The sequence below is a fragment of the Shewanella baltica genome (genome assembly GCF_900456975.1).
Lineage (GTDB): Bacteria > Pseudomonadota > Gammaproteobacteria > Enterobacterales > Shewanellaceae > Shewanella > Shewanella baltica.
The window spans coordinates 4,876,231-4,899,227 of the sequence record NZ_UGYM01000002.1; the positions used below are offsets into that span (position 1 = coordinate 4,876,231).

The 22,997-nt window shown below is 47.2% G+C and carries 23 protein-coding genes; 11 read left to right on the plus strand and 12 right to left on the minus strand.

What is annotated here, in order from left to right; genetic code table 11:
• Positions 1–242 precede the first annotated feature (242 nt).
• The 5 genes from DYH48_RS21740 to fadB form a co-directional block, all read right to left on the minus strand.
• Positions 243–689, minus strand: coding sequence for an MOSC domain-containing protein (locus DYH48_RS21740; RefSeq protein WP_115335895.1), 447 nt, complete (start codon positions 687–689; stop codon positions 243–245).
• A gap of 47 nt (positions 690–736) precedes the next feature.
• Positions 737–982, minus strand: coding sequence for a sulfurtransferase TusA (tusA, locus tag DYH48_RS21745; protein ID WP_006083810.1), 246 nt, complete (start codon positions 980–982; stop codon positions 737–739).
• A 170-nt stretch (positions 983–1,152) separates the two neighbouring features.
• Positions 1,153–2,316 carry a diguanylate cyclase domain-containing protein gene (locus DYH48_RS21750; protein WP_115335896.1) on the minus strand — a complete coding sequence of 388 codons (1,164 nt, stop codon included), beginning with the start codon at positions 2,314–2,316 and terminating at the stop codon, positions 1,153–1,155.
• Positions 2,317–2,559: 243 nt separating this feature from the next.
• Complete coding sequence (gene fadA / locus DYH48_RS21755) at positions 2,560–3,723, minus strand: acetyl-CoA C-acyltransferase FadA (RefSeq protein ID WP_006083808.1); 1,164 nt, start codon at positions 3,721–3,723, stop codon at positions 2,560–2,562.
• Between the two features lie 22 nt (positions 3,724–3,745).
• The gene (gene fadB, locus DYH48_RS21760) at positions 3,746–5,896 is read right to left on the minus strand and encodes a fatty acid oxidation complex subunit alpha FadB (protein ID WP_115335897.1); all 2,151 of its coding nucleotides are present in this window, start codon (positions 5,894–5,896) and stop codon (positions 3,746–3,748) included.
• 490 nt (positions 5,897–6,386) lie between these two features.
• On the opposite strand from fadB, the gene pepQ reads away from it, so the two are divergent.
• The 4 genes from pepQ (at position 6,387) to hemG (DYH48_RS21780) (ending at position 10,413) form a co-directional block, all read left to right on the plus strand.
• Entirely contained in the window at positions 6,387–7,709 is a 1,323-nt protein-coding gene (gene pepQ / locus DYH48_RS21765) for a Xaa-Pro dipeptidase (RefSeq protein ID WP_115335898.1), read from the plus strand.
• 27 nt (positions 7,710–7,736) lie between these two features.
• On the plus strand, positions 7,737–8,351 hold the full coding sequence (locus DYH48_RS21770) for a YigZ family protein (protein ID WP_115335899.1): 615 nt from the start codon (positions 7,737–7,739) through the stop codon (positions 8,349–8,351).
• 77 nt (positions 8,352–8,428) lie between these two features.
• Positions 8,429–9,886 (plus strand): TrkH family potassium uptake protein, encoded by a 1,458-nt coding sequence (locus DYH48_RS21775; RefSeq protein WP_006083804.1) that lies wholly within the window; start codon positions 8,429–8,431, stop codon positions 9,884–9,886.
• Between the two features lie 2 nt (positions 9,887–9,888).
• A complete protein-coding gene (hemG, locus tag DYH48_RS21780) occupies positions 9,889–10,413 on the plus strand; it encodes a menaquinone-dependent protoporphyrinogen IX dehydrogenase (protein ID WP_115335900.1) in 525 nt (174 codons plus the stop codon).
• 63 nt (positions 10,414–10,476) lie between these two features.
• Here hemG (DYH48_RS21780) and DYH48_RS21785 read toward each other — a convergent pair whose 3' ends face one another.
• On the minus strand, positions 10,477–10,785 hold the full coding sequence (locus DYH48_RS21785; protein ID WP_115335901.1) for an ArsR/SmtB family transcription factor: 309 nt from the start codon (positions 10,783–10,785) through the stop codon (positions 10,477–10,479).
• Positions 10,786–10,985: 200 nt separating this feature from the next.
• Here DYH48_RS21785 and hemG (DYH48_RS21790) point away from each other — a divergent pair, with 200 nt between their 5' ends.
• Positions 10,986–11,537 carry a menaquinone-dependent protoporphyrinogen IX dehydrogenase gene (gene hemG / locus DYH48_RS21790; RefSeq protein WP_006083801.1) on the plus strand — a complete coding sequence of 184 codons (552 nt, stop codon included), beginning with the start codon at positions 10,986–10,988 and terminating at the stop codon, positions 11,535–11,537.
• A gap of 70 nt (positions 11,538–11,607) precedes the next feature.
• Here the strand turns inward: hemG (DYH48_RS21790) and DYH48_RS21795 are convergent, their stop codons facing one another.
• Genes DYH48_RS21795 through def form a run of 5 tightly spaced genes read right to left on the minus strand, consistent with a single transcriptional unit; the run spans position 11,608 to position 17,261 of the window.
• The gene (locus tag DYH48_RS21795) at positions 11,608–13,050 is read right to left on the minus strand and encodes a TrkH family potassium uptake protein (RefSeq protein ID WP_006084792.1); all 1,443 of its coding nucleotides are present in this window, start codon (positions 13,048–13,050) and stop codon (positions 11,608–11,610) included.
• A gap of 20 nt (positions 13,051–13,070) precedes the next feature.
• Positions 13,071–14,480: a Trk system potassium transporter TrkA gene (trkA, locus tag DYH48_RS21800; protein ID WP_006083799.1), complete on the minus strand. Its 1,410-nt coding sequence runs from the start codon at positions 14,478–14,480 to the stop codon at positions 13,071–13,073.
• 15 nt (positions 14,481–14,495) lie between these two features.
• Positions 14,496–15,782 (minus strand): 16S rRNA (cytosine(967)-C(5))-methyltransferase RsmB, encoded by a 1,287-nt coding sequence (gene rsmB, locus DYH48_RS21805; RefSeq protein WP_006083798.1) that lies wholly within the window; start codon positions 15,780–15,782, stop codon positions 14,496–14,498.
• Between the two features lies 1 nt (position 15,783).
• Positions 15,784–16,740, minus strand: a complete 957-nt coding sequence (gene fmt, locus DYH48_RS21810; protein WP_115335902.1) for a methionyl-tRNA formyltransferase — start codon at positions 16,738–16,740, stop codon at positions 15,784–15,786.
• 8 nt (positions 16,741–16,748) lie between these two features.
• A complete protein-coding gene (def, locus tag DYH48_RS21815) occupies positions 16,749–17,261 on the minus strand; it encodes a peptide deformylase (protein ID WP_218565658.1) in 513 nt (170 codons plus the stop codon).
• 125 nt (positions 17,262–17,386) lie between these two features.
• On the opposite strand from def, the gene DYH48_RS21820 reads away from it, so the two are divergent.
• From DYH48_RS21820 to hemF, 6 genes are all read left to right on the plus strand, one after another.
• Positions 17,387–18,517 carry a LysM peptidoglycan-binding domain-containing protein gene (locus DYH48_RS21820; RefSeq protein ID WP_006084796.1) on the plus strand — a complete coding sequence of 377 codons (1,131 nt, stop codon included), beginning with the start codon at positions 17,387–17,389 and terminating at the stop codon, positions 18,515–18,517.
• A gap of 83 nt (positions 18,518–18,600) precedes the next feature.
• Positions 18,601–19,617, plus strand: coding sequence for a DNA-processing protein DprA (dprA, locus tag DYH48_RS21825; RefSeq protein ID WP_172481223.1), 1,017 nt, complete (start codon positions 18,601–18,603; stop codon positions 19,615–19,617).
• A gap of 2 nt (positions 19,618–19,619) precedes the next feature.
• The gene (locus DYH48_RS21830; protein ID WP_006083793.1) at positions 19,620–20,093 is read left to right on the plus strand and encodes a DUF494 family protein; all 474 of its coding nucleotides are present in this window, start codon (positions 19,620–19,622) and stop codon (positions 20,091–20,093) included.
• A 119-nt stretch (positions 20,094–20,212) separates the two neighbouring features.
• Complete coding sequence (locus DYH48_RS21835; RefSeq protein ID WP_063884471.1) at positions 20,213–20,776, plus strand: DNA topoisomerase family protein; 564 nt, start codon at positions 20,213–20,215, stop codon at positions 20,774–20,776.
• A 126-nt stretch (positions 20,777–20,902) separates the two neighbouring features.
• Positions 20,903–21,469, plus strand: coding sequence for an L-threonylcarbamoyladenylate synthase type 1 TsaC (gene tsaC, locus DYH48_RS21840; protein WP_115335905.1), 567 nt, complete (start codon positions 20,903–20,905; stop codon positions 21,467–21,469).
• A gap of 25 nt (positions 21,470–21,494) precedes the next feature.
• On the plus strand, positions 21,495–22,403 hold the full coding sequence (gene hemF / locus DYH48_RS21845; protein WP_115336181.1) for an oxygen-dependent coproporphyrinogen oxidase: 909 nt from the start codon (positions 21,495–21,497) through the stop codon (positions 22,401–22,403).
• 34 nt (positions 22,404–22,437) lie between these two features.
• Here hemF and DYH48_RS21850 read toward each other — a convergent pair whose 3' ends face one another.
• Complete coding sequence (locus DYH48_RS21850) at positions 22,438–22,875, minus strand: group II truncated hemoglobin (protein ID WP_006083789.1); 438 nt, start codon at positions 22,873–22,875, stop codon at positions 22,438–22,440.
• Positions 22,876–22,997: the final 122 nt, after the last annotated feature.

Here is a 22,997-nt window from a genome sequence, read left to right on the forward strand (position 1 = left end):
CTTATGGACTGCTTGAGTGGTATTAATATTAAGATGAACTTTTGTTAATACTCAGTCTAGTTATCGCATAAATAGATAAGAAGGAAAACGTAAATACTGTTTCAATTGATGACCGAGCGAGGGACAAGTATGGCTATATGGAATGAGAGTTGGCGCAGCAGAAATAGAACCAAGTCACTTGGTTCTATTTACTGAGGAGTATGGAGAATTAACTAAGAGTGGTCGACTAGCTGGGAATAAAATTAGCTTGGATTAACCAGAGTGATCTCATCGCCTAAGTGGATCATGGCATCATTTAATACTCGGCAGGTTACACCACCTCGCCAATCTGGCGTGAGCGCGGCCTCTAAACCGACATGCGCTATTTCCATCTTTTTACAGGGATCGGTTTCACCCGTGATTTCAAGTCGTAACTCACCGATATGTAAATGTTTACCAACATCGGCACAGCTAAATACGAGATCATCCACCAGCAGATTTGCTCTGCGAGTCGTCCAAGGTAAATCTGCCTCGATACTATGGCAGGCCTGTTGCCACTGAAGTTTAGAAAGCACAGTGACTTGGCGTTTGCCTGGGCGACCAAACACATCTTTCTCTACGCCACTAAGTTGAGTGACATTGGCACAGAGAACTTCATTCATTGGGCCGCGTTTTACAGTTTTATAGGCAATCGCCAGCAGTTTTGGCATAGTTTCTCACATCCTTTGTTTTATGAGTAAGTCGTTAACGATACGACTTAAAGTCCTTTTTTGATCAAATATTGATATGGCGTTTGCGTGGTTTCACTGGCAATTAAGGTGTGATCCATAAACTCACAAAAGCTCGGAATATCGCGCGTCGTTGCAGGGTCATCGGCAATGATCAGCAGTGTCTCGCCGGCAGCCATTTGTCTTACGGTTTTACGCACCATCATTACAGGCTCTGGGCAGCGTAAACCAAGAGCATCGAGTCTATGCTGTGCTGTTGAGAAAGCGTCGTTCATATTACCTCTACTGAACGGTTAAGCAGAATTAGCTAATGTTACTCCAGCCCCCATGATAAACCAAGTTGGCGGTTTCAATTTGTGATCTGGTTTTATTGATGTGTTTTATCAATACGAATGTTAGATATTTAATGTTCCACGTGGAACATGATGACGAATGGGTTTAAAAATTACTCGACGGCTTTATCAACGCTTTGAGATTGAGAGATAAAATGGACATCTGCGGTACTATTCTCAGGTGCTAAATCATTTGCTGCCGCCATAGTTTGTTGTTGCTGTTTGGACGCACGTTTGTAGCTATACATTCGCTGATCGGCTTTATGAATTAAGCTATTGGCTTCTTCGTATTCGTAGGGCCCTGTATCAATAATGCCAAAGCTTAAGGAAATATTGTTTAAACTGAGTTTTATTTTTTGATTGAATCGAGTGATGAAATTATCCCGAGCTTGTTCTTCACGGCAGTTAGGCATGATGATACAGAACTCATCTCCACCATATCGAAAGCAATGATCCTCGGCCCGAGTGATTTCTTTAATCGCTTTTGCTACAGCGCACAGTACTTCATCCCCAGATCTATGGCCTTGGGTGTCGTTGAATGACTTAAAATCATCTACGTCTAAGTAGATCACGCTGACGGGTTCGGCACGCCTTTGGGCGGCCCTTAGTATGCGCGTTGCGGTCTCTTGTAAATGCCTAACGTTGAGCAGGCCTGTTAAGGGATCGGTTTGCGACAGTTCTTCAAGCTGCTGCGTCCGCTCTTTGACTTTGCTTTCCATGCTTTGGGCATATTTTTCGGCTTTATCCTTAGCGTTCTCAATCTCGGATACTAAGCTGCGAATATAAGTATCAAATACCAGCGTGACATCAAACAGCACCAGTTTATCAATCGCGACACGGATACATTCGCCTTGATGTGTATCTTGCACTGAACAGTTGATCACGGCGTAGATAAGCTCTTTTAGTGTGTGTACCGCAGACAGGTAAAGCTTAGGCTCAACACCAATGCGTTTATGGACCAACCCAATCCGCAGGCGATTGTTTACGTACTCAAGGTCATAAACACCATTAAATAAATCGAGCACATATCTTCTCTGTGCAGTACGCAAGCGGGCAAGGGTGTCTGAGTCTCCGATCAGCAGCGCAATTTCTGACACGCTGGTTTGTAAGCCATAAAAGTCATCGACGATTTTATCTATGTTTTCTTCAATGATGGGCTTAAAGGATTGCAGGGCCTTTACGTCCGCCCCAGTAAAAGAGAAGAGCGCCTTACGAGACTCGATCTCCAGCTCAGTAATCCGCATTTGTTCGAAAAGGGTCTGTTCCGTTTGTAGCATCAGGCATTCCTCTTGTAAAACAACGAATTGCATCCTTGCACTACACTGCCTAGATTTGGCTGATGATTGCTTGCCTGTTGTCGTCCACAATAGCCAGTGATGCCCTTGTAGTTAAGTTGATAACGGACTGATTTTCAAATGAACAGCAGAAGAAATGAGAAATATTAATATTTACGCTGGCAGAATATTTGGCATAAAAAAGCCGGAACAAGTTCCGGCTTTGACCATTATTCGAGTAACGAATTAAACGCGTTCGAATACAGTGGCGATACCTTGGCCTAAACCAATACACATGGTCGCTAACCCTAAGGTCGCGTCTTTGTCTTCCATTAAGTTGATCAGCGTCGTAGAGATACGAGCGCCTGAACAACCCAGTGGGTGACCTAGTGCAATCGCGCCACCGTTGAGGTTGATTTTGTCATCAACCACATCTGCTAAACCTAAATCTTTCACACAAGGTAAAGACTGAGCAGCAAACGCTTCGTTAAGTTCAATCACATCCAAATCGGCAACGGTAATACCGGCACGAGCCAGTGCTTTTTGCGTGGCTGGCACTGGGCCGTAACCCATGATAGCCGCGTCACAACCTGCAACCGCCATGGAGCGAATGCGTGCTCGAATTGGCAAGCCAAGTGCGCGCGCTTTAGATTCTTCCATGATCAACATGGCTGAAGCGCCATCAGACAGTGCAGAAGAAGTACCAGCAGTCACAGTACCGTTTACTGGATCAAACACGGGACGCAGTGCAGCCAAAGATTCCATTGTGGTTTCTGGGCGGATCACTTCGTCTTGCAGGACTTTAATTAAGGCGCCGTTAGCATCGTGACCTTCAATGCCATAGATTTCCTTAGCAAAGCGGCCTTCAACCGTTGCAGCATAAGCGCGTTGGTGTGAACGTACCGCAAAAGCATCTTGCTGTTCACGGGTAATACCGTGCAGTTTACCCAGCATTTCAGCCGTTAAACCCATCATGCCAGAGGCTTTTGCCACGTTGTTAGCAAGACCTGGGTGGAAGTCGACACCATGGCTCATTGGCACGTGGCCCATGTGTTCTACGCCACCAATAATAAAGGTGTCGCCCATGCCAGTCATAATCGCACGTGCAGCTTGATGGATAGCATCCATTGATGAACCACATAGGCGGTTAACCGTCACAGCGCCAGCGGTCTTTGGAATGCCCGCTAATAGCGAAGCGTTACGGGCGATGTTGAAGCCTTGCTCTAGGGTTTGTTGCACACAACCCCAAATCACGTCTTCAATCAGGTTTGGGTCGAGTTGTGGGTTACGCAGCAACAGACCTTTCATTAATTCGGCAGACAGAGTTTCTGCACGCACATTACGAAATACGCCAGCCTTTGAGCGGCCCATCGGAGTACGGATGCAGTCTACGATAACAGCTTGTTTCATGATTAAATTCCTTTCCCGCTAATTAGGCTTGGTAGTAGCTACCGTTATTGGCTGCTAATGTGCGCATCGCATCTGTGACTTGATACAGACCGCCCAAGTGAGCGTATTTGTCTGCTAAGGCCACAAAATTTGCGACACCCATGGTATCCAAGTAACGGAATACGCCGCCTCTGAATGGCGGGAAACCTAAGCCATAAACTAGGCCCATATCCGCTTCGGCAGGCGATGCGACAATACCTTCTTCTAAACAGCGCACGGTTTCGATGATCATAGGGATCATAGTACGGGCAATAATGTCATCGGCTTCAAAGGCTTTTAACTCGCCAAAGGCATCTTTCAGGAGGCCGTAGCTCGTTGGATCGACATCTTTCTTCGGCTTGCCACGGCTATCGACTGAATAGACATAGAAACCTTTACCATTTTTCTGGCCAAGACGTTTGTTCTCAAACATCACATCAATCGCGTCAGTGCCTGATTTACCCATGCGATCAGGGAAACCTTCAGCCATTACAGCTTGGGCGTGATGACCTGTGTCTAAACCGACTACGTCGAGCAGGTAAGCTGGACCCATTGGCCAACCGAATTGTTTTTCCATCACTTTGTCTATTGCAGCAAAGTCGCCACCTTCGGCAAGTAAGCCGTTAAAGCCTGCAAAGTAAGGGAAGAGTACGCGGTTAACGAAGAAGCCTGGGCAATCATTAACAACGATTGGGGTCTTGCCCATTTTGCTGGCATAAGCCACAACAGAGGCGATGGTTTCTTCAGAGCTGTGCTCGCCACGGATAACTTCGACTAACGGCATTTTGTGCACTGGGTTAAAGAAATGCATACCGCAGAAACGCTCAGGTTTCTTCATGCTCTTAGCGAGCAAGTTGATTGAAATCGTTGAAGTGTTTGACGCGATAATTGCATCTTCACTCACATAGCCTTCAACTTCGGCTAAAACCTGTGCTTTGATTTTTGGATGTTCAACAACGGCTTCAACGACAACATCACTGTGTTTAATCGCGGCATAATCTAACGAAGGCGTGATGTTGTTCAGCACTTTAGCCATTTTTTCTGGCGTTGAACGGCCACGGGCGACTTGGGCAGACAGCAGTTTAGCGGCTTCATTGAGGCCTAAATCTAATGCTGGCTGGGCAATGTCTTTCATGACAATCGGTGTGCCTTTGCTGGCGCTTTGGTAAGCGATGCCGCCGCCCATAATACCTGCGCCTAATACGGCCGCGTTGTTGACTTCTTTCGCTAACTTGCCGGCTTTCTTCGCTTTACCTTTAACGAATTGATCATTAAGGAAAATACCAATAAGCGCTTTAGCAACGTCGGTTTTCGCTAGCTTGATAAAGGCATGATGTTCGATTTGTAATGCTTCAGCACGACCTTTAGTCGATGCTTGCTCAATTACGCTTACAGCAGCCATTGGTGCAGGGTAGTGTTTACCCGCAACCGCAAACACCATGCCTTTGGCTGTGGTGAATGACATCATAGCTTCAAGTTTTGGCAGTGTTAGCGCCGACAGTTTACGGTTACGACGTGCTTGCCAATCCAGCTTTTCAGCAACAGCGTCTTTGAGCATTTGAATCGCAGCAGCTTCTAACGCTTGTGGTGCAACCACGGCATCAACAGCGCCGACTTTCAGTGCATCTTCAGCGCGTTGGTCTTTACCCGTGGTGATCCACTCAAGTGCGTTATCTGCACCAATCACACGTGGCAGACGAACTGTGCCGCCAAAACCTGGGATGATGCCGAGTTTAGTTTCAGGTAAACCGATTTTGGCTGTGGTGTCTGCGATACGGAAATCGGTTGCCAGAATGGTTTCACAGCCGCCACCTAAGGCAAAGCCTTTGATTGCTGATGCAGTTGGGAAAGGCAAGTCTTCGAGTTTGTTGAAGACTGCGTTAGCTTGTTCAACCCAAGAGAGCAATACGGCGTCATCTTGTGCGAACAGGCCTAAAAATTCGGTAATGTCGGCGCCCACAATAAAGGTATCTTTACTTGAGGTCAGCACTAACGCTTTGATATTGGAATCTTGCTTGATGCTGTCTAATGCCGCATCGAGCGAGGCGAGGGTTTCTCTGTCGAATTTGTTCACCGAACCGGGTGCGTTAAAGCACAGCTTGGCAATATTATCCTCGAGTAACTCAACCTGAATTGTAGGACTTTGGTAGATCATTGCTTGCTTCCTTTTGGCTTAAAAGTGATACCCACCATTATGTGTTGGTGCTAGTACGACTCTCTATCTCACAGCAGCTTCGGCCATCATTTGACCAGTTGTGTGCCAGTGTGCTTCGAAATTCGATAAATTACAACACCCAATTTAAACGACTGTTTAATTTCTTGTCGGCTAGAGTGATTTTTCACCTTTGTGATACACTGCACAGAGTGTAGAACACCTAGAATGCGTTAAATCACTTTGCGGATAAATAGGTCTTTGTGGCTGTTTACCTTAGACGTTTAAACGTTGCAGCCATGCTAGGGTTGAACATAACTCTTAAAGATAATCATGACGTTATCGCTTTAATGTTCTTTGTTCAGCGGCCATGTATTTTAGATTGAGTGACAGTTTAGTGTTTTGATTGAATCTGTTGTTCATGATCAGATTAAGAATATGTGAGCAAATTCGGCTCATATTATTAACTTTTATTCATTGCAGGAGATGACAAATGGATCAGTTGGCTCATCACTATCGTGCCCATATTGCCGAGTTAAACCGTCGAGTCGCAGAGATTTTGTCTCGAGAAGCCTTGTCTGGTTTAGTGATCCATTCGGGTCAGCCGCATCGGATGTTTTTAGATGATATCAATTATCCCTTTAAGGCAAACCCGCACTTCAAGGCATGGTTGCCTGTGTTGGATAATCCGAATTGCTGGTTGGTGATTAACGGCCGTGATAAGCCGCAGCTGATTTTTTATCGTCCTGTGGATTTTTGGCACAAAGTGTCTGATGTGCCTGATATGTTTTGGACTGAGTATTTCGATATTAAGCTGCTGACCAAAGCTGATAAGGTCGCTGAATTTTTACCGACAGATATCGCCAATTGGGCCTATTTAGGTGAGCATTTAGATGTGGCCGAAGTGCTGGGTTTTACTAGTCGTAATCCCGATGCTGTGATGAGTTATCTGCATTACCACAGAACCACTAAAACCGAATATGAGCTGGAATGTATGCGCCGCGCGAATCAAATTGCGGTGCAGGGACATTTGGCTGCTAAAAATGCCTTTTATAATGGTGCGAGCGAGTTCGAAATCCAGCAGCACTATTTATCCGCCGTAGGCCAGAGCGAGAATGAAGTGCCCTATGGCAATATCATCGCTCTTAACCAAAATGCGGCGATTTTGCATTACACCGCACTTGAACACCAAAGCCCTGCGAAACGTTTGTCATTTCTTATCGATGCCGGCGCAAGTTACTTTGGCTATGCCTCTGATATCACCAGATCCTATGCATTTGAGAAGAATCGTTTCGATGAATTGATCACTGCGATGAACAAGGCGCAGCTAGAGCTTATCGACATGATGCGTCCGGGTGTGCGTTATCCCGATTTACACTTGGTCACCCATACAAAAGTCGCGCAAATGCTATTGGATTTTGATTTAGCCACGGGTGATGCCCAAGGTTTGGTCGATCAAGGCATAACCAGTGCTTTCTTCCCCCATGGCTTAGGTCACATGTTAGGTCTACAAGTGCATGATGTTGGTGGCTTCTCCCACGATGAACGCGGTACTCATATTGCGGCGCCAGAGGCCCATCCATTCCTACGTTGCACCCGCATTTTAGCGCCAAACCAAGTGCTGACCATGGAACCTGGGTTATACATTATCGATACTCTGCTCAATGAGCTTAAACAAGATAGTCGTGGCCAACAGATCAACTGGCAAACGGTGGATGAGTTAAGACCTTTTGGCGGTATTCGTATCGAAGATAACGTCATAGTGCATCAAGATAGAAACGAGAACATGACCCGTGAACTCGGCTTGACCGATTGATCATAGGGTAAAGATTAGGGCGGATGTGTGCTCGAAAGTTATAGCGTTCCCCGTGAAGATATCGTGATTGAAGAAGAGATAAAGCATAGCCGCTTTATCTCTTTTCTGTTTCATTGCGATAGCTTTGATAAATTTAAGTTAGTACTCACTGACATAAAGCGTGACTATCCCGGCGCAAGCCATTATTGCTCTGCTTTTGTGGCTGGCGCACCGGATGATAGTGTCTTAATTGGTTCGAGTGATGACGGCGAACCTGCCGGCAGTGCTGGTCGCCCTATGTTAGCTGTGTTGCAAGGGGCGAATATCGGCGAAGTGGGCGCTGTTGTGGTGCGTTATTATGGCGGCACTAAGCTAGGCGTTGGTGGGCTGGTTCGGGCTTATACGTCAGGCTTACGGCAAGGTTTGGTTCAATTGCCGACGCGACTAAAACAGTTACGTTATCCCGCCAAGTTGCATTGTGATTATGCTCAGCTGCGCGATGTGGAACATCTATTACAGCAAGTCGATGCCGTGATTATCGACAAGCAATTTGCCGAAGCGGTCGATATTGTGTTCGAGATAGGCAGGCAGCAACAGGCATTACTGTGTGAGTCGCTGGCGACGCTCAGTCAGGGAAGTTTGAGGCCTGAGTTTGAGCTGTGATGCCTGCGTAAATTATGCCAAAATAGCCCAAATGCTGAAAATACCTTTGCAGCCAATGGAATGATTGAACTCGCTTAATGCAATATAAAACCATAATAAGAATCATAGGCCTGCTGATTGGTTTATTTTCAATCACTATGCTGCCACCAGCACTGATCGCTGTTTGGTATAACGATGGCGGCGGCACGGCGTTTATGCAGGCATTTTTTGTCAGCCTATTTATTGGTTTCTGGCTCTGGTATCCCAATCGCCACTGTAAAGAAGAATTGCGTACCCGAGAGGGTTTCTTGATTGTGGTCCTGTTCTGGACCGTACTGGGTTCTATCGGTGCTTTACCGTTTATCTTCTCGAGTCAACCCGACCTTAGCTGGACCGATAGCTTCTTCGAATCTTTCTCTGCGTTAACCACCACCGGAGCCACAGTGATTGTCGGGCTCGACTTCTTACCTAAAGCCATTCTGTTTTATCGCCATATGCTGCAATGGCTCGGCGGTATGGGGATTATTGTGCTCGCCGTGGCGATTTTACCTGTGCTTGGCGTAGGGGGAATGCAGCTCTATCGCGCTGAAATTCCGGGCCCAGTGAAAGACAGTAAGATGACACCGCGGATCGCCGAAACCGCTAAGGCACTGTGGTATATCTATTTACTGTTAACTATTTCCTGTGCAACCGCCTATTGGCTGGCGGGCATGAGTGTGTTCGATGCGGTTTGCCATTCATTTTCAACTATCGCTATTGGCGGTTTTTCGACCCACGATGCTAGCATGGGGTATTTCGATAGTTCAGTGATTAACCTTATTTGTGTGTTCTTTTTAATCGTTTCTGCAGTTAACTTTAGCGTGCATTTTGCGGCATTTTCGCGGCGAGGGATTAACGTTAGAGTCTATTTTAAAGATGCCGAATTTAAGATGCTGGTGGCTATTCAACTTATTCTTACCGCGATTTGTTTCCTCACGCTTTATCATTCGGGCATTTATGATTCGCCGGAAGAAACCTTAGACCATGCCTTATTTCAGGCGGTTTCCGTGGCCACTACCGCAGGGTTTGGTACTGAAAGCTTCCACATGTGGCCGCTGTTTTTACCTATTCTATTGATATTTTCGAGTTTTATCGGTGGCTGTGGTGGCTCAACTGCGGGTGGGATTAAAGTGATTCGGGTCATTTTGCTGCTGTTACAGGGCTCGCGCGAATTAAAGCGACTGGTTCATCCTAAGGCGATGTTCTCTATCCGTATCGGTTCTAAAGCCTTGCCCGATCGCGTTGTCGATGCCGTGTGGGGATTCTTCTCTGCCTATGCGCTGGTGTTTGTGATCTGTATGCTTGCACTCATGGCGATGGGATTAGATGATATTACCGCCTTTAGTGCTACCGCGGCTTGCTTAAACAATCTAGGCCCAGGCTTAGGTGCGGTAGCCAGTAACTACGCCAGTATTGGCGATGGCGCCAAATGGGTATTGGTCGCGGCTATGCTGTTTGGTCGCCTCGAAGTATTTACCTTACTGATTTTGTTTACGCCAACTTTTTGGAAGAATTAATCATGCAGACGTTAATAATCTATTCGACGATTGATGGCCAAACATTGGCAATTTGCCAAAAAATGAAGACGATTGCAGAGCAGGCGGGAGAGCAGGTTTCGCTGGTCACATTAGAGCAGGCTGAAGCGTTGAGCTTAGCTGATTTTGATAAAGTGCTGATCGGCGCCAGTATTCGTTATGGTAAGCATAGACCTGAACTTTACCAGTTTGTGAACCGCCACCATGCGGTGCTCGATACTAAGATTAATGGCTTTTTTACCGTTAATGTCGTGGCGCGCAAACCCTTAAAGAATACGCCTGAAACCAATCCTTATATGCAAAAGTTTCTGCAGCTTTCACTGTGGCAGCCACAGTTGCTTGAAGTGTTTGCGGGCAAGATTGATTATCCTAAATACGGTTTCTTCGATCGCACTATGATACGTTTCATTATGTGGATGACTAAAGGGCCAACCGATATCACAGGCACCTTTGAGTTTACCGATTGGGAAAAAGTCGACGCCTTCGGTAACCGCTTTAGCCAGCACTAAAAACCATTAAGCCCTAATCACTTGCAAGCGATTAGGGCTTAAATTTAAGCTAGCTTTACCGTGTTACACTGCGCAGTAGCGGCTATGCAGAATCGAAATCACTTGGGTGACTTGTTCGTTCTTGAGCTTGTAGTAAACAATTTGCGAGCTCTTACGGGTATCCACCAGATCTTCAGAGCGTAATACGGCTAAATGCTGGGATAGTGCCGACTGGCTTAATGGCACAGTGGCATTGAGTTCAGTTACGCTCAACTCTTTGTCTAGTAATAGGCATAAAATCATTAGGCGATAAGGGTTCGCTATGGCCTTAAGCCATTTAGCCGCACTTTCCGCATTAGTTACCATTGCAGCTACATCTATGTCATTTTGCATAAGGTCACTCACTTCATCGCTTTTGATTAGATAATTCTAATTGAACACCTGTGTTTACGCAATCATACTGCTCAGCCATGCAGATCTCAATTTTTGCATCTCAGAATATGAGATACGGCTGATTTGTGATCCTATCAGAGGTTTATTTAACGTAATCTTGCCACAATGGTGACATTAACTCAGTGGATCGGTAATTCCCTATGACACGCGTTCTCGTACTTTATTTTACCCGTGGTGGCCACACGGCCAAGATTGCCAATGCAATTGCCGACCAATTAACCTTTCGTGGCGCTAAGGTCGACCTTGTCGATATCAACAGTGCTGCCGCGACTTGTATCAATTGGCCTGATTACGAGGTTGTCGCCTTAGGTGCCTGCGTACTCTATGGCACCTATGATAAGAGTGTGTTCAAGTTTATCGAGCAACATGCAGAGGCTTTGGGTGCATTGCCAAACAGTTTCTTCTGCGTCAACGTGGTAGCGAGAAATCCAGAAAAACGTATTCCTGAGAATAATAAATATCTGCAAAAGTTCATCGCCTTATCGCCGTGGACGCCAGCCGATCTTAAAATTATTGCGGGGAAAGTGGATTATCCTTCATGGCCTTGGTACGACAGGTGGATGATCCAGTTGATTATGAAGATGACCAAAGGCCCAACTGATCCTAAGTCGGTTATCGACTACACCGACTGGGCAGATGTAAAGGTCTATGCCGATCATCTGCTTGAATTAGTCGACGTTACCGCTATTTAGGACGGGTCAGGCTTAATAAAAAAGGCGCTTAACTTGTTAAGCGCCTTTTTAGTATTCAAGCTCTACTGAATTAATACTTCCAGAAACTCGGGTGGAATAACACTGCTACGGTCAGAATTTCTAAACGACCGAGTAACATGCCGAGTGACAACGCCCATTTCGCCACATCGGGCAGGGTTGAGAAGTTACCCGCAGGGCCAATAATCGGCCCTAAGCCAGGACCTACGTTCGTGACCGCCGTGATAGCGCCCGTGAAACTGGTCATAGGATCGAGCCCTGTGAGCACTAAAATTACCGACAAGCCTACAATCACCATTACAAACAACAGCACGAAAGTGATCAGCGAGCGCACGATATCTTCACTGATGATGCGATTGTTGTAGCGTTCCCTAAAGATACCGTTTGGATGACATTGCTGTTTCAATTGCTCGCGCATAATGGCGCCAGCGATTTGAAACCGGAAGATTTTAATCCCGCCTGAAGTTGAGCCAGAGCAGCTACCGACAAACATTAAGAACATAAAGGCGATGTTGGCAAAGGCGCCCCAAGCACCGTAATCCGTTAAGCCATAACCTGTAGTGGTCACCACAGAAACTACGTTAAAGCTGGATAAACGCAGCGCATCAAGGAGTTCAATATCGCGGGTTTGCCACAGCCAAAAGCCAATAGAACAAGACACGAAGGTCAGGAAAAACAAGAAACCTTTGACCTGAGCATCGTTCCAAATCCGCAGATCCCTTTGCTGTATGGTGTGCACAAACATGAGTAGCGGTAAGCCACCCGCCGCCATAAAGAACACGCCAACCCAGTGAGCCGAGTGGGAGAACGCGGCCATTGAGCTATCAGATGTTGAGTAGCCGCCGGTCGATAGGGTGGTCATGGCATGGTTGATGGCTTGAAACCAAGTCATTCCCGCCAGATGATAGGCAACGCAGCAGGCAACAGTCAGCAAAATATAGATAAAGAATAAGTACTTAGCCATACTTTGGGTGCGTGGTACGGCTTTATCGCTCCAATCCGAAGATTCAGTGCGGAACAGCCGCATACCACCGACGTTCAAGAAGGGCAGAATGGCCACCGCCATCACGATAAAACCAATCCCGCCAAGCCACTGCAATAAAGAGCGCCAGATTAAGATACTGTGATCCATGGTATCCAACCCCGAGAGCACAGTAGAACCTGTGGTCGTGATGCCGGACATAGTCTCAAAGAAGGCGTCGGTATAGCCAATCCCGTGATATAGGGTAAAGGGCATGGCCGCAAACAGGCTCACGATCAACCACGTCAAGCTGGTCAACAGGAACATATCGCGGATATTGAGGTTAATAGTCTTGCTCTGGCCATTGTGTAAACACAAGCTGGCACTAATGCCTGTCACTAACGCCGACAGCATGAAAGAGCCCACGGTTTCCTCGGCATTGAACACGGCGAGGAGCAGTGGTATCAACATGAAGGCTGTCAGCATGGACAAAAACAGCCCTAAAATAAACAATAGTGGTCTAAAGTTCAGCATAAGTTGGCTTACTTAGGTTCTTAGAAGAAGAAAGCACTTGGTTGGAAAAGCTTCTCGACTTCGCCGACAAACTTTTTATTCACTAGGAATAAGATCACGTGATCCCCTTGTTCTATCACGGTTTTGTCGTGAGCCATTAATACTTCGTCGTTGCGGACAATAGCACCAATGGTGGTTCCCGGTGGCAACTTAATATCGCCAATGGCTTTGCCAACCACTTTAGACGTGCTGGCATCCCCGTGGGCAATCGCTTCAATTGCCTCGGCGGCGCCGCGACGTAGGGAGTAAACGTTACAGATATCACCCTGACGGATATGGGTTAACAGTGCCGAAATGGTGGCTTGCTGGGGTGAGATAGCAATGTCGATATTAGCTTCTTGGACGATATCCACATAGGCTTCGCGCTGGATCAGCACCATGACTTTTTTCGCGCCCATACGTTTTGCCAGCAATGCCGACATAATATTGGCTTCATCGTCATTGGTCACCGCAATAAATACGTCGGTTTGATCTATGTGTTCTTCGAGCAGTAATTCTTGATCTGAAGCGTCACCGCAGAACACGGTAGTATTTTCCAGTTGCTCCGATAGGGCTTCAGCCCGCTCATACTTATGCTCAATAAGTTTAACTGAGTGGGTGCGCTCAAGGCGTTTGGCTAAACCTAAGCCTATGTTACCGCCACCGGCGATCATAATGTTGCGGTAGGAGTTATCGAGCTTTTGCATTTCGCTCATAACAGCGCGAATGTGTCGACTGTCGGCGACGAAGAAGACTTCATCATCGGCTTCGATAATCGTGGTACCGCGAGGCATGATAGGGCGGCCTTGGCGGAAAATCGCCGCAACCCGGGTATCAATATTCGGCATGTGTTCGCGCAGTGCCGCTAACGCATTCCCCACCAGTGGACCACCATAATAGGCACGAACGGCCACTAGGCTTAGCCGTCCTTCGGCAAATTCGAGTACTTGTAGCGCGCCGGGATATTCAACGAGTCGCTGAATGTAAGCGGTCACTAACTGTTCAGGGGCGATTAATTCATCGATCACGAAGCCGCCGCGGGGGCGACCGTCGCTATTTTTGGTTTCACTGTCGATAAAGAGTTTATCGCGCATCGCCAGATAAGGTTCTGAACGAATACGGGCAATTTTTGTTGGCGTGCCGAAAAGGGTGTAAGCAATCTGACAGGCGGCCATGTTGCATTCATCGCTATTGGTTACCGCGATCAGCATATCGGCATCTTCTGCGCCCGCTTCTCTGAGCACATCAGGGTGGGCTGCATGGCCCGCCACAACGCGAAGGTCATATTTATCTTGCAGGGCGCGTAGTCTGGATTTGTCATGATCGACTATGGTGATGTCATTATTCTCACCTACCAAATTTTCGGCCAAGGTTCCCCCGACTTGACCCGCACCTAATATGATAATTTTCATGGCCTTGCTTACTTCCTAATCGGTCGCTTTTAATAAACGGGCGTAATAGAACCCATCCATATTGTCTTGTCCTGGCGTGATTTGCCAACCTATATCCTGTGGCGAATTTTGCTGGGAGAGTGTGTCTAGCTTAGCATCTGCCGTTCTCTCTAAAAACGCACTGATCTGGTCGCGGTTTTCCTGCGGTAAAATCGAGCAAGTAGCATAAAGAATCGTGCCACCGGGTTTGAGCCACTTCCAGCAATGATCGAGAATTTGCTGTTGTAGTTCAGCCAGTTCTTCGATGTCATGGTTTTTACGTAACCATTTAATATCGGGATGGCGGCGGATCACTCCCGTGGCCGAGCATGGCGCGTCCAGTAAGATACGATCAAATTGTCCACCTTGCCACCATGAGTCAATATTGGCCGCATCGCCATGGATAAGCTCCGCTTTTAATGACAAGCGGTCAAGGTTCTGTTGCACGCGCTCGAGGCGTTTGGCATCAAAGTCGACGGCAACCAGTTTGATGCTTGGCTCAAGTTCGAGTAGATGACAGCTTTTACCACCGGGCGCCGCGCAGGCATCGAGGATTAACTCATTCGCTTGTGGCGCCAGTAATGTCGCCGCCCATTGCGCCGCGCCATCTTGCACTGAGGCCGCGCCTTCGTGGAAGCGTGGCAATATGGCGACATCCTTTGGATGCGCTAAAAGAATAGCATCGGCACTGCTGCCTTCGCTCGCTTCAATCTCGAGTTCGGCTAAGGCAGCAAGGTATTCGGTACGGCTCTGGGATAAGCGATTGTTACGCAGCCACATAGGTGGGCGTTCATGGCTTTGTTGAATGATGTCTTGCCACTGCTCGGGATAGGCTTCTTTCAAGCGCTTAATCAACCAAGCGGGCGTGTTGTAGCTTAAGGTATCTGACTCAGTGCTTAGCGGCGAAAGCTGACGCTGAATGTTGCGCAGTACACCGTTAACGACCTTAACCATGCCTTCAAATTTTAATTGGCGACAGGCTTCGGCGGTTTCTGAAATCGCGGCGTGGCTTGGAATGCGAGTGAAGTAAAGTTGATAGCAACCTATGATCAGCAGCTGGTGGATAATCCTTTGCTTACCTTTGAGTGGTTTCGCTAGGCATTCACTGATGCGTTTCTCTATTTGCGGCAGAGTGCGCATCACGCCGTAACAGAGTTCGGCGAGTAGGGCTTTATCTTTGCCGCTGGCAAGGTGCTTTTGTTGATCGGGCAATGCCACTGAGAGTGACACGCCTTTTTCTAATACTTCGAAGATGGCTTTCGCAGCCAGTGCGCGCAAGTTCATACTATTGTGCCTCGTTTGCGAGGCGAGTATTCGGGCTAAACCATTCACCTCGAGCATTGAGAATATCGGCAACATTGAGCGGCTTTTTCCCCGGCAGCTGCATACTCAGCAGGGTTAATACGCCGTCGGCGGTGGCGACTTCTATGCCTTTCTTGCTGGCGCTGATAATAGTGCCCGGAGCGGCTGTGCTGGTGGTTTCGCTAACTTGGGTCTGCCACACTTTAATGGTATTGCCTTGGTGCTCAAAGTAACTCACTGGCCAAGGATTAAAGGCTCGGACTTCTTGCCAGAGTTGCTTGGCAGATTTATTCCAATCGAGTCTGGCTTCTTCTTTGCTGAGTTTTTCTGCGTAGTTAGCTAAAGTTTCATCTTGTTTTTCAGCGGCTAAGGTGCCGTTTGCTAGACCTTCGAGGGCTTGCAATAGGGCAACAGGACCTTGTTCCGCCAATTTCTCGTAAAGGCTGGCTGAGGTGTCGCTATCTTCAATCGGCAGAGTGGTTTTCAGTAGCATATCGCCGGTATCTAAACCCACATCCATCTGCATAACGGTCACGCCAGTTTCTTTGTCGCCGGCCCAAAGTGCGCGTTGGATTGGTGCGGCACCGCGCCAGCGTGGCAAAATAGAACCATGAACGTTAATACAACCTAAACGCGGTGTATCTAATACGACTTTTGGCAGGATAAGGCCGTAGGCAACTACCACCATAATATCGGCATTCAGCGCGGCAAGTTCTTGTTGCGCGGGTTCTTTACGTAATGAACCGGGTTGATACACAGGAATATTGTTGGCGACGGCGAGTTCTTTTACTGGGCTGGCGGTCAGTTTCTTGCCGCGGCCAGCGGGTCTATCGGGCTGAGTGTAAACGCCAATCACATTGTGGTGTGAGTTCAACAGTGCTTGTAGGTGGCGAGCGGCAAAATCCGGTGTTCCGGCAAAGATGATGTTGAGTGGTTTCAAATCTGATCCTATGCTTCTTTGGCGTCCAATCGGGCCGCTTTTTCAAGTTTTTGTTTGATCCGCTGACGTTTTAGCGGCGACAGATAATCGACAAACAATTTGCCTTTGAGGTGATCCATTTCGTGTTGAATACAGATAGCAAAAAGCTCATCGGCCTCAACAATAAATTCGTTGCCGTGCCTGTCTAGGGCTTTTACCGTAACAAATTCGGCGCGATCGACTTTGGCATAAATACCCGGCACCGACAGGCAACCTTCTTCATTACAGAAGTCGCCGCTGCTGGCGATAATTTCGGGATTGATAAACACTTTAGGTCGCTCGACTTCATCTTGTAAGTCCATGACAATAAGTTGTTTATGGTAATCCACTTGGGTCGCGGCCAGACCGATACCTTTTTCTTGGTACATGGTTTCGAACATATCATCAATTTGAGTTTGCAGCTCGGCATTAAACTCTGTGATGGGTGTGGCATGTGTCCGCAATCTTTCGTCAGGAAATTGTAATACTTTTAATTGTGCCATACATAAACTCTTAACAAGTCTGTCAAATCTCTGCCAGTTAGTTATACTGACTGATGCTAATGGGTTAATTTTAATCTTTAGTGCCTATCAATAACAGTAAAAGCTCAAACTAAGAGCCAAACAACATGGAAATACCCATGAAACGGTTAATTTTACTCGCGTTAATGACATTCAATTGCACGTTTGTTGCCGCCGATACCCTTACGCTGAAAGCGGGGCATCCTGAGTCATATGTGGTGAAAAAGGGCGATACTCTTTGGGATATCTCCGCAGCGTTTCTAAATGATCCATGGAAATGGCCACGTCTTTGGGATGTAAACCCACAGATTGCCAATCCCCATCTTATTTATCCTGGCGATCAACTCACGCTCGTGTTTGTCGATGGTCAGCCTCGGCTTGTGCGCAACGGCGACATGGTCGACAGTGCTAAACCCCATGTGAAGAAGAGTCCTGAAGGACGGATTATTGCCAAGAGCAATGCCATTCCTGCCGTCGACTTGGCTTTGATTGAACAGTATTTAGTGCAGAATCGCGTTGTCGCAACCGACTGGCTTGCCGAGCAACCTATGGTATTGGCAGGTGAAAGCCCATCGCGTCACCATATTGTGGGTGATGTGATTTATATCGATGCTGAACTGCCGATGAATCAAAAGTACGGTGTTTACGAACGTGGTCGCGAGTTTTTCAATAAAGCGTCAGGCGAAGCGATAGGACAAGAGGCCATTTTAGCCTCTACTGGGCAAGTGGTTGAGTCTGGTAAGGTTTCAAAAATTAAGTTGTTAACCAGCTTTCGTGAAACCAAAGCGGGTTTCAGAGTCATGCCGATGGAAAGTGATTCCTTGATGTCAGCTTACTTTACGCCAAAACCGGCAGAGTTAAAGACGCCAGCCGTCGTGCTTGCTATCGAATCAAAGATGCGTGAAGCGGGTAAGTTGGATGTGGTGTATTTAGATAAAGGCACCCAGGATGGGGTTGAGCCCGGAGTCGTGTTCTCTATTTACCGTGATGGTGAAGTCATCGTCATCAACAATGATGGTATGCCAGTGCCTGCCACTGAGCGCACCGCCTACGATAACTTAATGGCATCTGTCTCATCGGATCGCGCTATTCAAATGCCAGATATCTATCATGGCAAACTGTTGGTGTTCAAAGTATTCGACAAAGCGAGCTTAGGTTTGATTGTCTCCACTGAGCGGCCTGTGCGTGTCGACGATAAGTTAATTGCCCCTGAGTCTTTAGCCTTAAGAGGTCAGTAATATCTGAACATTTGGTCGATTGGTTAGTTGTTTGCGCTGTATCTGGGCTGGGACCCGCTCGGATCCAACAATTATTAACGCACATGGAAGTGGACGACCTCAGGCAAAGGTTAGAGCACGAGAGAGAAGCGCTACCTTTATCTGACCATCTGCTCCATAGTCTTGCTATTGATTATCAAAAAGTCGATGTCGCCCTCGAATGGCAGCTGCAAGCCGCTGACCATCATCTTGTTTGTTTCTCCGATCCGCTTTATCCGCCGTTATTAAAACAACTCTCAGATCCGCCCGCGGTCCTGTTCGTTAAAGGTTGTTTGGAGGCGTTAGCCCTTCCTTATCTTGCAATTGTTGGCAGTCGTAATGCTTCTCCAGGTGGATTGCAGGTCGCTTATCAGCTGGCTGCGGAGATGTCCTCAATGGGATTTGGTATCTGCAGCGGTATGGCGATGGGGATTGATGGCGCTGCCCATAAAGCCTGTGTTGAACATCAAGGGCGAACTGTTGCTGTGCTTGGGACTGGCATTGAGACTGTTTATCCACGAAAACATCGGCAGCTTTATCATGATATTCAGCAGCAAGGCTGTATACTTAGCGAGTTTTGGCCAGATGTCGGTCCCTTTGCGGGGAATTTCCCGAAACGAAATCGGATTATTAGCGGTCTTTCTTTAGGGACTCTTGTGGTTGAAGCCTGTCGTAAAAGCGGTTCTTTAATCACAGCTAGGTTGGCGATGGAGCAAGGGCGTGAGGTATTTGCCGTTCCGGGCTCAATCTTGGGCGGTTACCATCAAGGTTGTCATGATTTATTACGTGATGGGGCAAAACTTGTGGAAACAGCCGCCGATATAGTGGAGGAGTTGGCAAGTTTAACCGCTTACCACCTTGAAGAATTGAAGTTATGCCACCATATACAGCAAGGCGAGATTTGTAATTTGCCATTTTCGTCTCTGTTAGCTAGTGTAGGTTATGAAACTACATCCATTGATGCAGTAGTTGAACATAGTGGGAAAACGATAGATCTGGTGTTAGAACAAATGCTTGAACTTGAGTTGCAAGGTTGGGTGATTGCAGTACCCGGTGGTTACGTCAGAGTAAAGAGGAGCTAGCCATGTTTGATATCCTCATGTATCTATTTGAAAACTATGTTCACAGTGAAGTTGAACTACTAGTTGATGAAGACGAGTTAACCAAGGAACTCACTCGTGCCGGATTTCATCAATCCGAGATTTTAAAAGCGTTAACTTGGTTAGAGCGCTTAGCAGAATTACAAGAAGGTGATAAACCTTATCTTTGTAATCACGATCAGCATTCGTTTCGTATCTATACAAAGGACGAAATGGACAAGCTGGATGTGGAATCCCGCGGTTTCTTGCTGTTTTTAGAGCAAGTTAAAGTGCTGAATGTCGAAACCCGTGAAATGGTGATCGATAGAGTCATGGAGTTGGATGAGCCAACCCTGATTTTAGAAGATCTCAAATGGGTTATCTTAATGGTGTTGTTTAACGCTCCTGGTCATGAGTCCGCTTATGAGCAAATGGAAGATTTAATCTTCGAACAGCCAGAAGGCCGACTACATTCTTAATCGTTGTGAAAGATGAATTATGAGAGAAAGGAGGCTAAGACCTCCTTTTTTGATGCCATAAATTCCTTGATGGCACTGCGCTTGATATCCTAATGCGCTACGACAGGTGGTGAATGATTATGTCTAAGATTGATGAACAATTATTTAGTGCCCACGAACACGCACTGGAAAAAGAATACGAACTTTGCCCTGAATGTGGCAGTGAGTTATCGGTCAAACACAGTAAGCACGGTGGTTTTGTTGGCTGTAATAATTACCCTAGCTGTAATTACACTCGCCCCTTAGTGCAGCACGAATCCATTGAAACTCAAGTGATTGAAGGTTCTGTATGTCCTGAATGCGGCCACGAGCTGGCGGTAAAGTCTGGTCGATTTGGGATCTTTATCGGTTGCACTCAATACCCTAGCTGCACGCATATTGAAAAACAGGATCAAGCGAGTGACAAGCCTGATATCCCTTGCCCAGAATGTAAAACGGGTAAACTGGAGCACAGAACGAGCCGCTTCGGAAAGAGTTTTTATGCATGCAGCGCTTACCCTAAGTGCAAGTTTATTGTGAATTATCCTCCAGTTGCGGAAGATTGCCCAAGTTGTGGTTTTGGGATCTTAGTCGAGCGTAAAGGTGCGGCGGGGATGCGTTTAGAATGTCCGCAAAAAACCTGCAAGTACAAGCGCCCCTTGTAGCGAGGCCATTGCATAATATTTGTTGCCTTAGTGCGGCTTGAGTATAATCCCCAACCGACCGTTAGATGGGGCGGCGAAGATTCGGGTAATGACAAAAACTGATAAGACGCATAAGGTGATTTGATAATGTTGCAGCTACACCCATCCGATATAAAAGACATCATTCTTCAAGGTGGCGTTATCGCTTATCCAACCGAGGCGGTTTATGGCCTAGGTTGCGACCCTGATAACGACACTGCTATCCAAAAGTTATTGGCGGTAAAACAGCGCCCATGGCAGAAAGGACTGATCTTAGTCGCCAGTGATTTTCAGCAGCTTTTAGCTTATGTTGATGAATCGCAATTGACGGCTGAGCAGCTTGAATTTGCATTTTCCAAGTGGCCCGGGCCTTTTACCTTTGTCATGCCAATCAAAGCACATGTTTCAAAATACCTCTGTGGCGAATTTGACTCTATCGCAGTGCGAGTGTCGGCCCATGCTGGGGTACAAGCCCTGTGCCGCGCGCTTAATAAACCTTTAGTGTCGACCAGTGCTAACCTTGCGGGTGAAGAGCCCGCATTAACTGCCGCTGAAATCCTCGCCGATTTTACCGGTAAAATCGATGCACTGGTATTAGGCGAACTCGGCGAACAACGTCAACCCTCGACCATCATAGATGCGCGTAGCGGCAAAATTTTACGAAATGGACAATGAGCAAACCAATAATAAGGATAACAAGATGAGTGTGCCTGATGCTGCAGTGGTAAAAGCGTTTTTACTCGATTTACAAAACCGAATTTGTGCCGGTTTACAGGCTCTGGATGGCCAAGCAACGTTTGCCGCCGATTCATGGACCCGCGCCGAAGGCGGTGGTGGCACGAGCCGAGTATTAACCCAAGGTGCAGTATTCGAGCAAGCTGGAGTTAACTTTTCCCATGTGACTGGCGCCGCTATGCCGGCGTCGGCAACGGCGCATCGCCCAGAATTGGCGGGTCGCAGTTTTGAAGCTATGGGTGTGTCTTTAGTGATCCATCCTAACAATCCGTATATCCCGACGACTCACTCCAATGTGCGCTTCTTTATCGCGCAAAAAGAAGGTGCCGATCCTGTGTGGTGGTTTGGCGGTGGTTTTGATTTAACGCCTTATTATCCATTTGAAGAAGATGTGCGCGAGTGGCACCAGACGTCTAAGGATATTTGTGCGCCTTTCGGGGATGAGGTTTATCCCAAGTATAAGAAATGGTGCGATGAGTATTTCTTCCTGCCGCATCGTAATGAAACCCGCGGTGTGGGCGGACTGTTTTTCGATGACTTGAATCAAGCAGGATTCGATCAAAGCTTTAGCTTTATGCAAGCCGTGGGCAATGGCTTCTTAACGGCCTATGCGCCGATTGTTGAGCGTCGTAAGGATACTGAGTTCGGTGAGCGTGAGCGTCAGTTCCAACTCTATCGCCGTGGTCGTTATGTTGAGTTCAACTTAGTCTACGACAGAGGCACGTTGTTTGGTCTGCAGACCGGTGGACGTACCGAGTCTATCTTAATGTCGATGCCGCCATTAGTGCGTTGGCAATATGCTTATACGCCAGAGGCGGGAAGCCCAGAGGCAGATTTGTACGATAACTACCTCAAACCACGCGATTGGGTTTAGCCGTTAATCTTAAAAAGTGGATGCCATATCCACTTTATTGATTACGCATATGATCGGCCAGAGTTGAAATCGCCTCAAAGATGGCGGCTCGATGCTCTGGCTTTTTAATGTTCTCTTCAATCGCAAACTTCATACAAAACAGCCATTGATCGCGCATTGCCTCATCAATATCGACATGCATGTGTCGTGCTCGCAATGCGGGATGACCATATTTTTGCTGATAAAGCTGCGGTCCGCCGAGCCAGCCACTTAAAAATTCGAATAGCTTCTGCTCAGACTCCGCAATGGGCGCCCTATGAATGGCAAGCAGTGTTGTCGTTTCTGCCGAACTTGCCATCTTCTGATAAAAACATTTAGTGATAGCGCGGATCACCTTTTCGCCGCCGATTAAGTCATAGGCGTTAGATTGACTCGGATCGCGATCATCCTGCGGCGGAGTGTGTTTACTAAAAATCTTTTTAAGCCAGTTCATTGGAATAGTCGTTCACTAAAGTAGAGTGTATTGAGCCGATGGCGCATTATAGCGTGAAACCTAGCGTGAAATTTAGTTGAGCATAATTCGTCTTGCGTGGGCTCAAAAGCGCGGTAGACTGC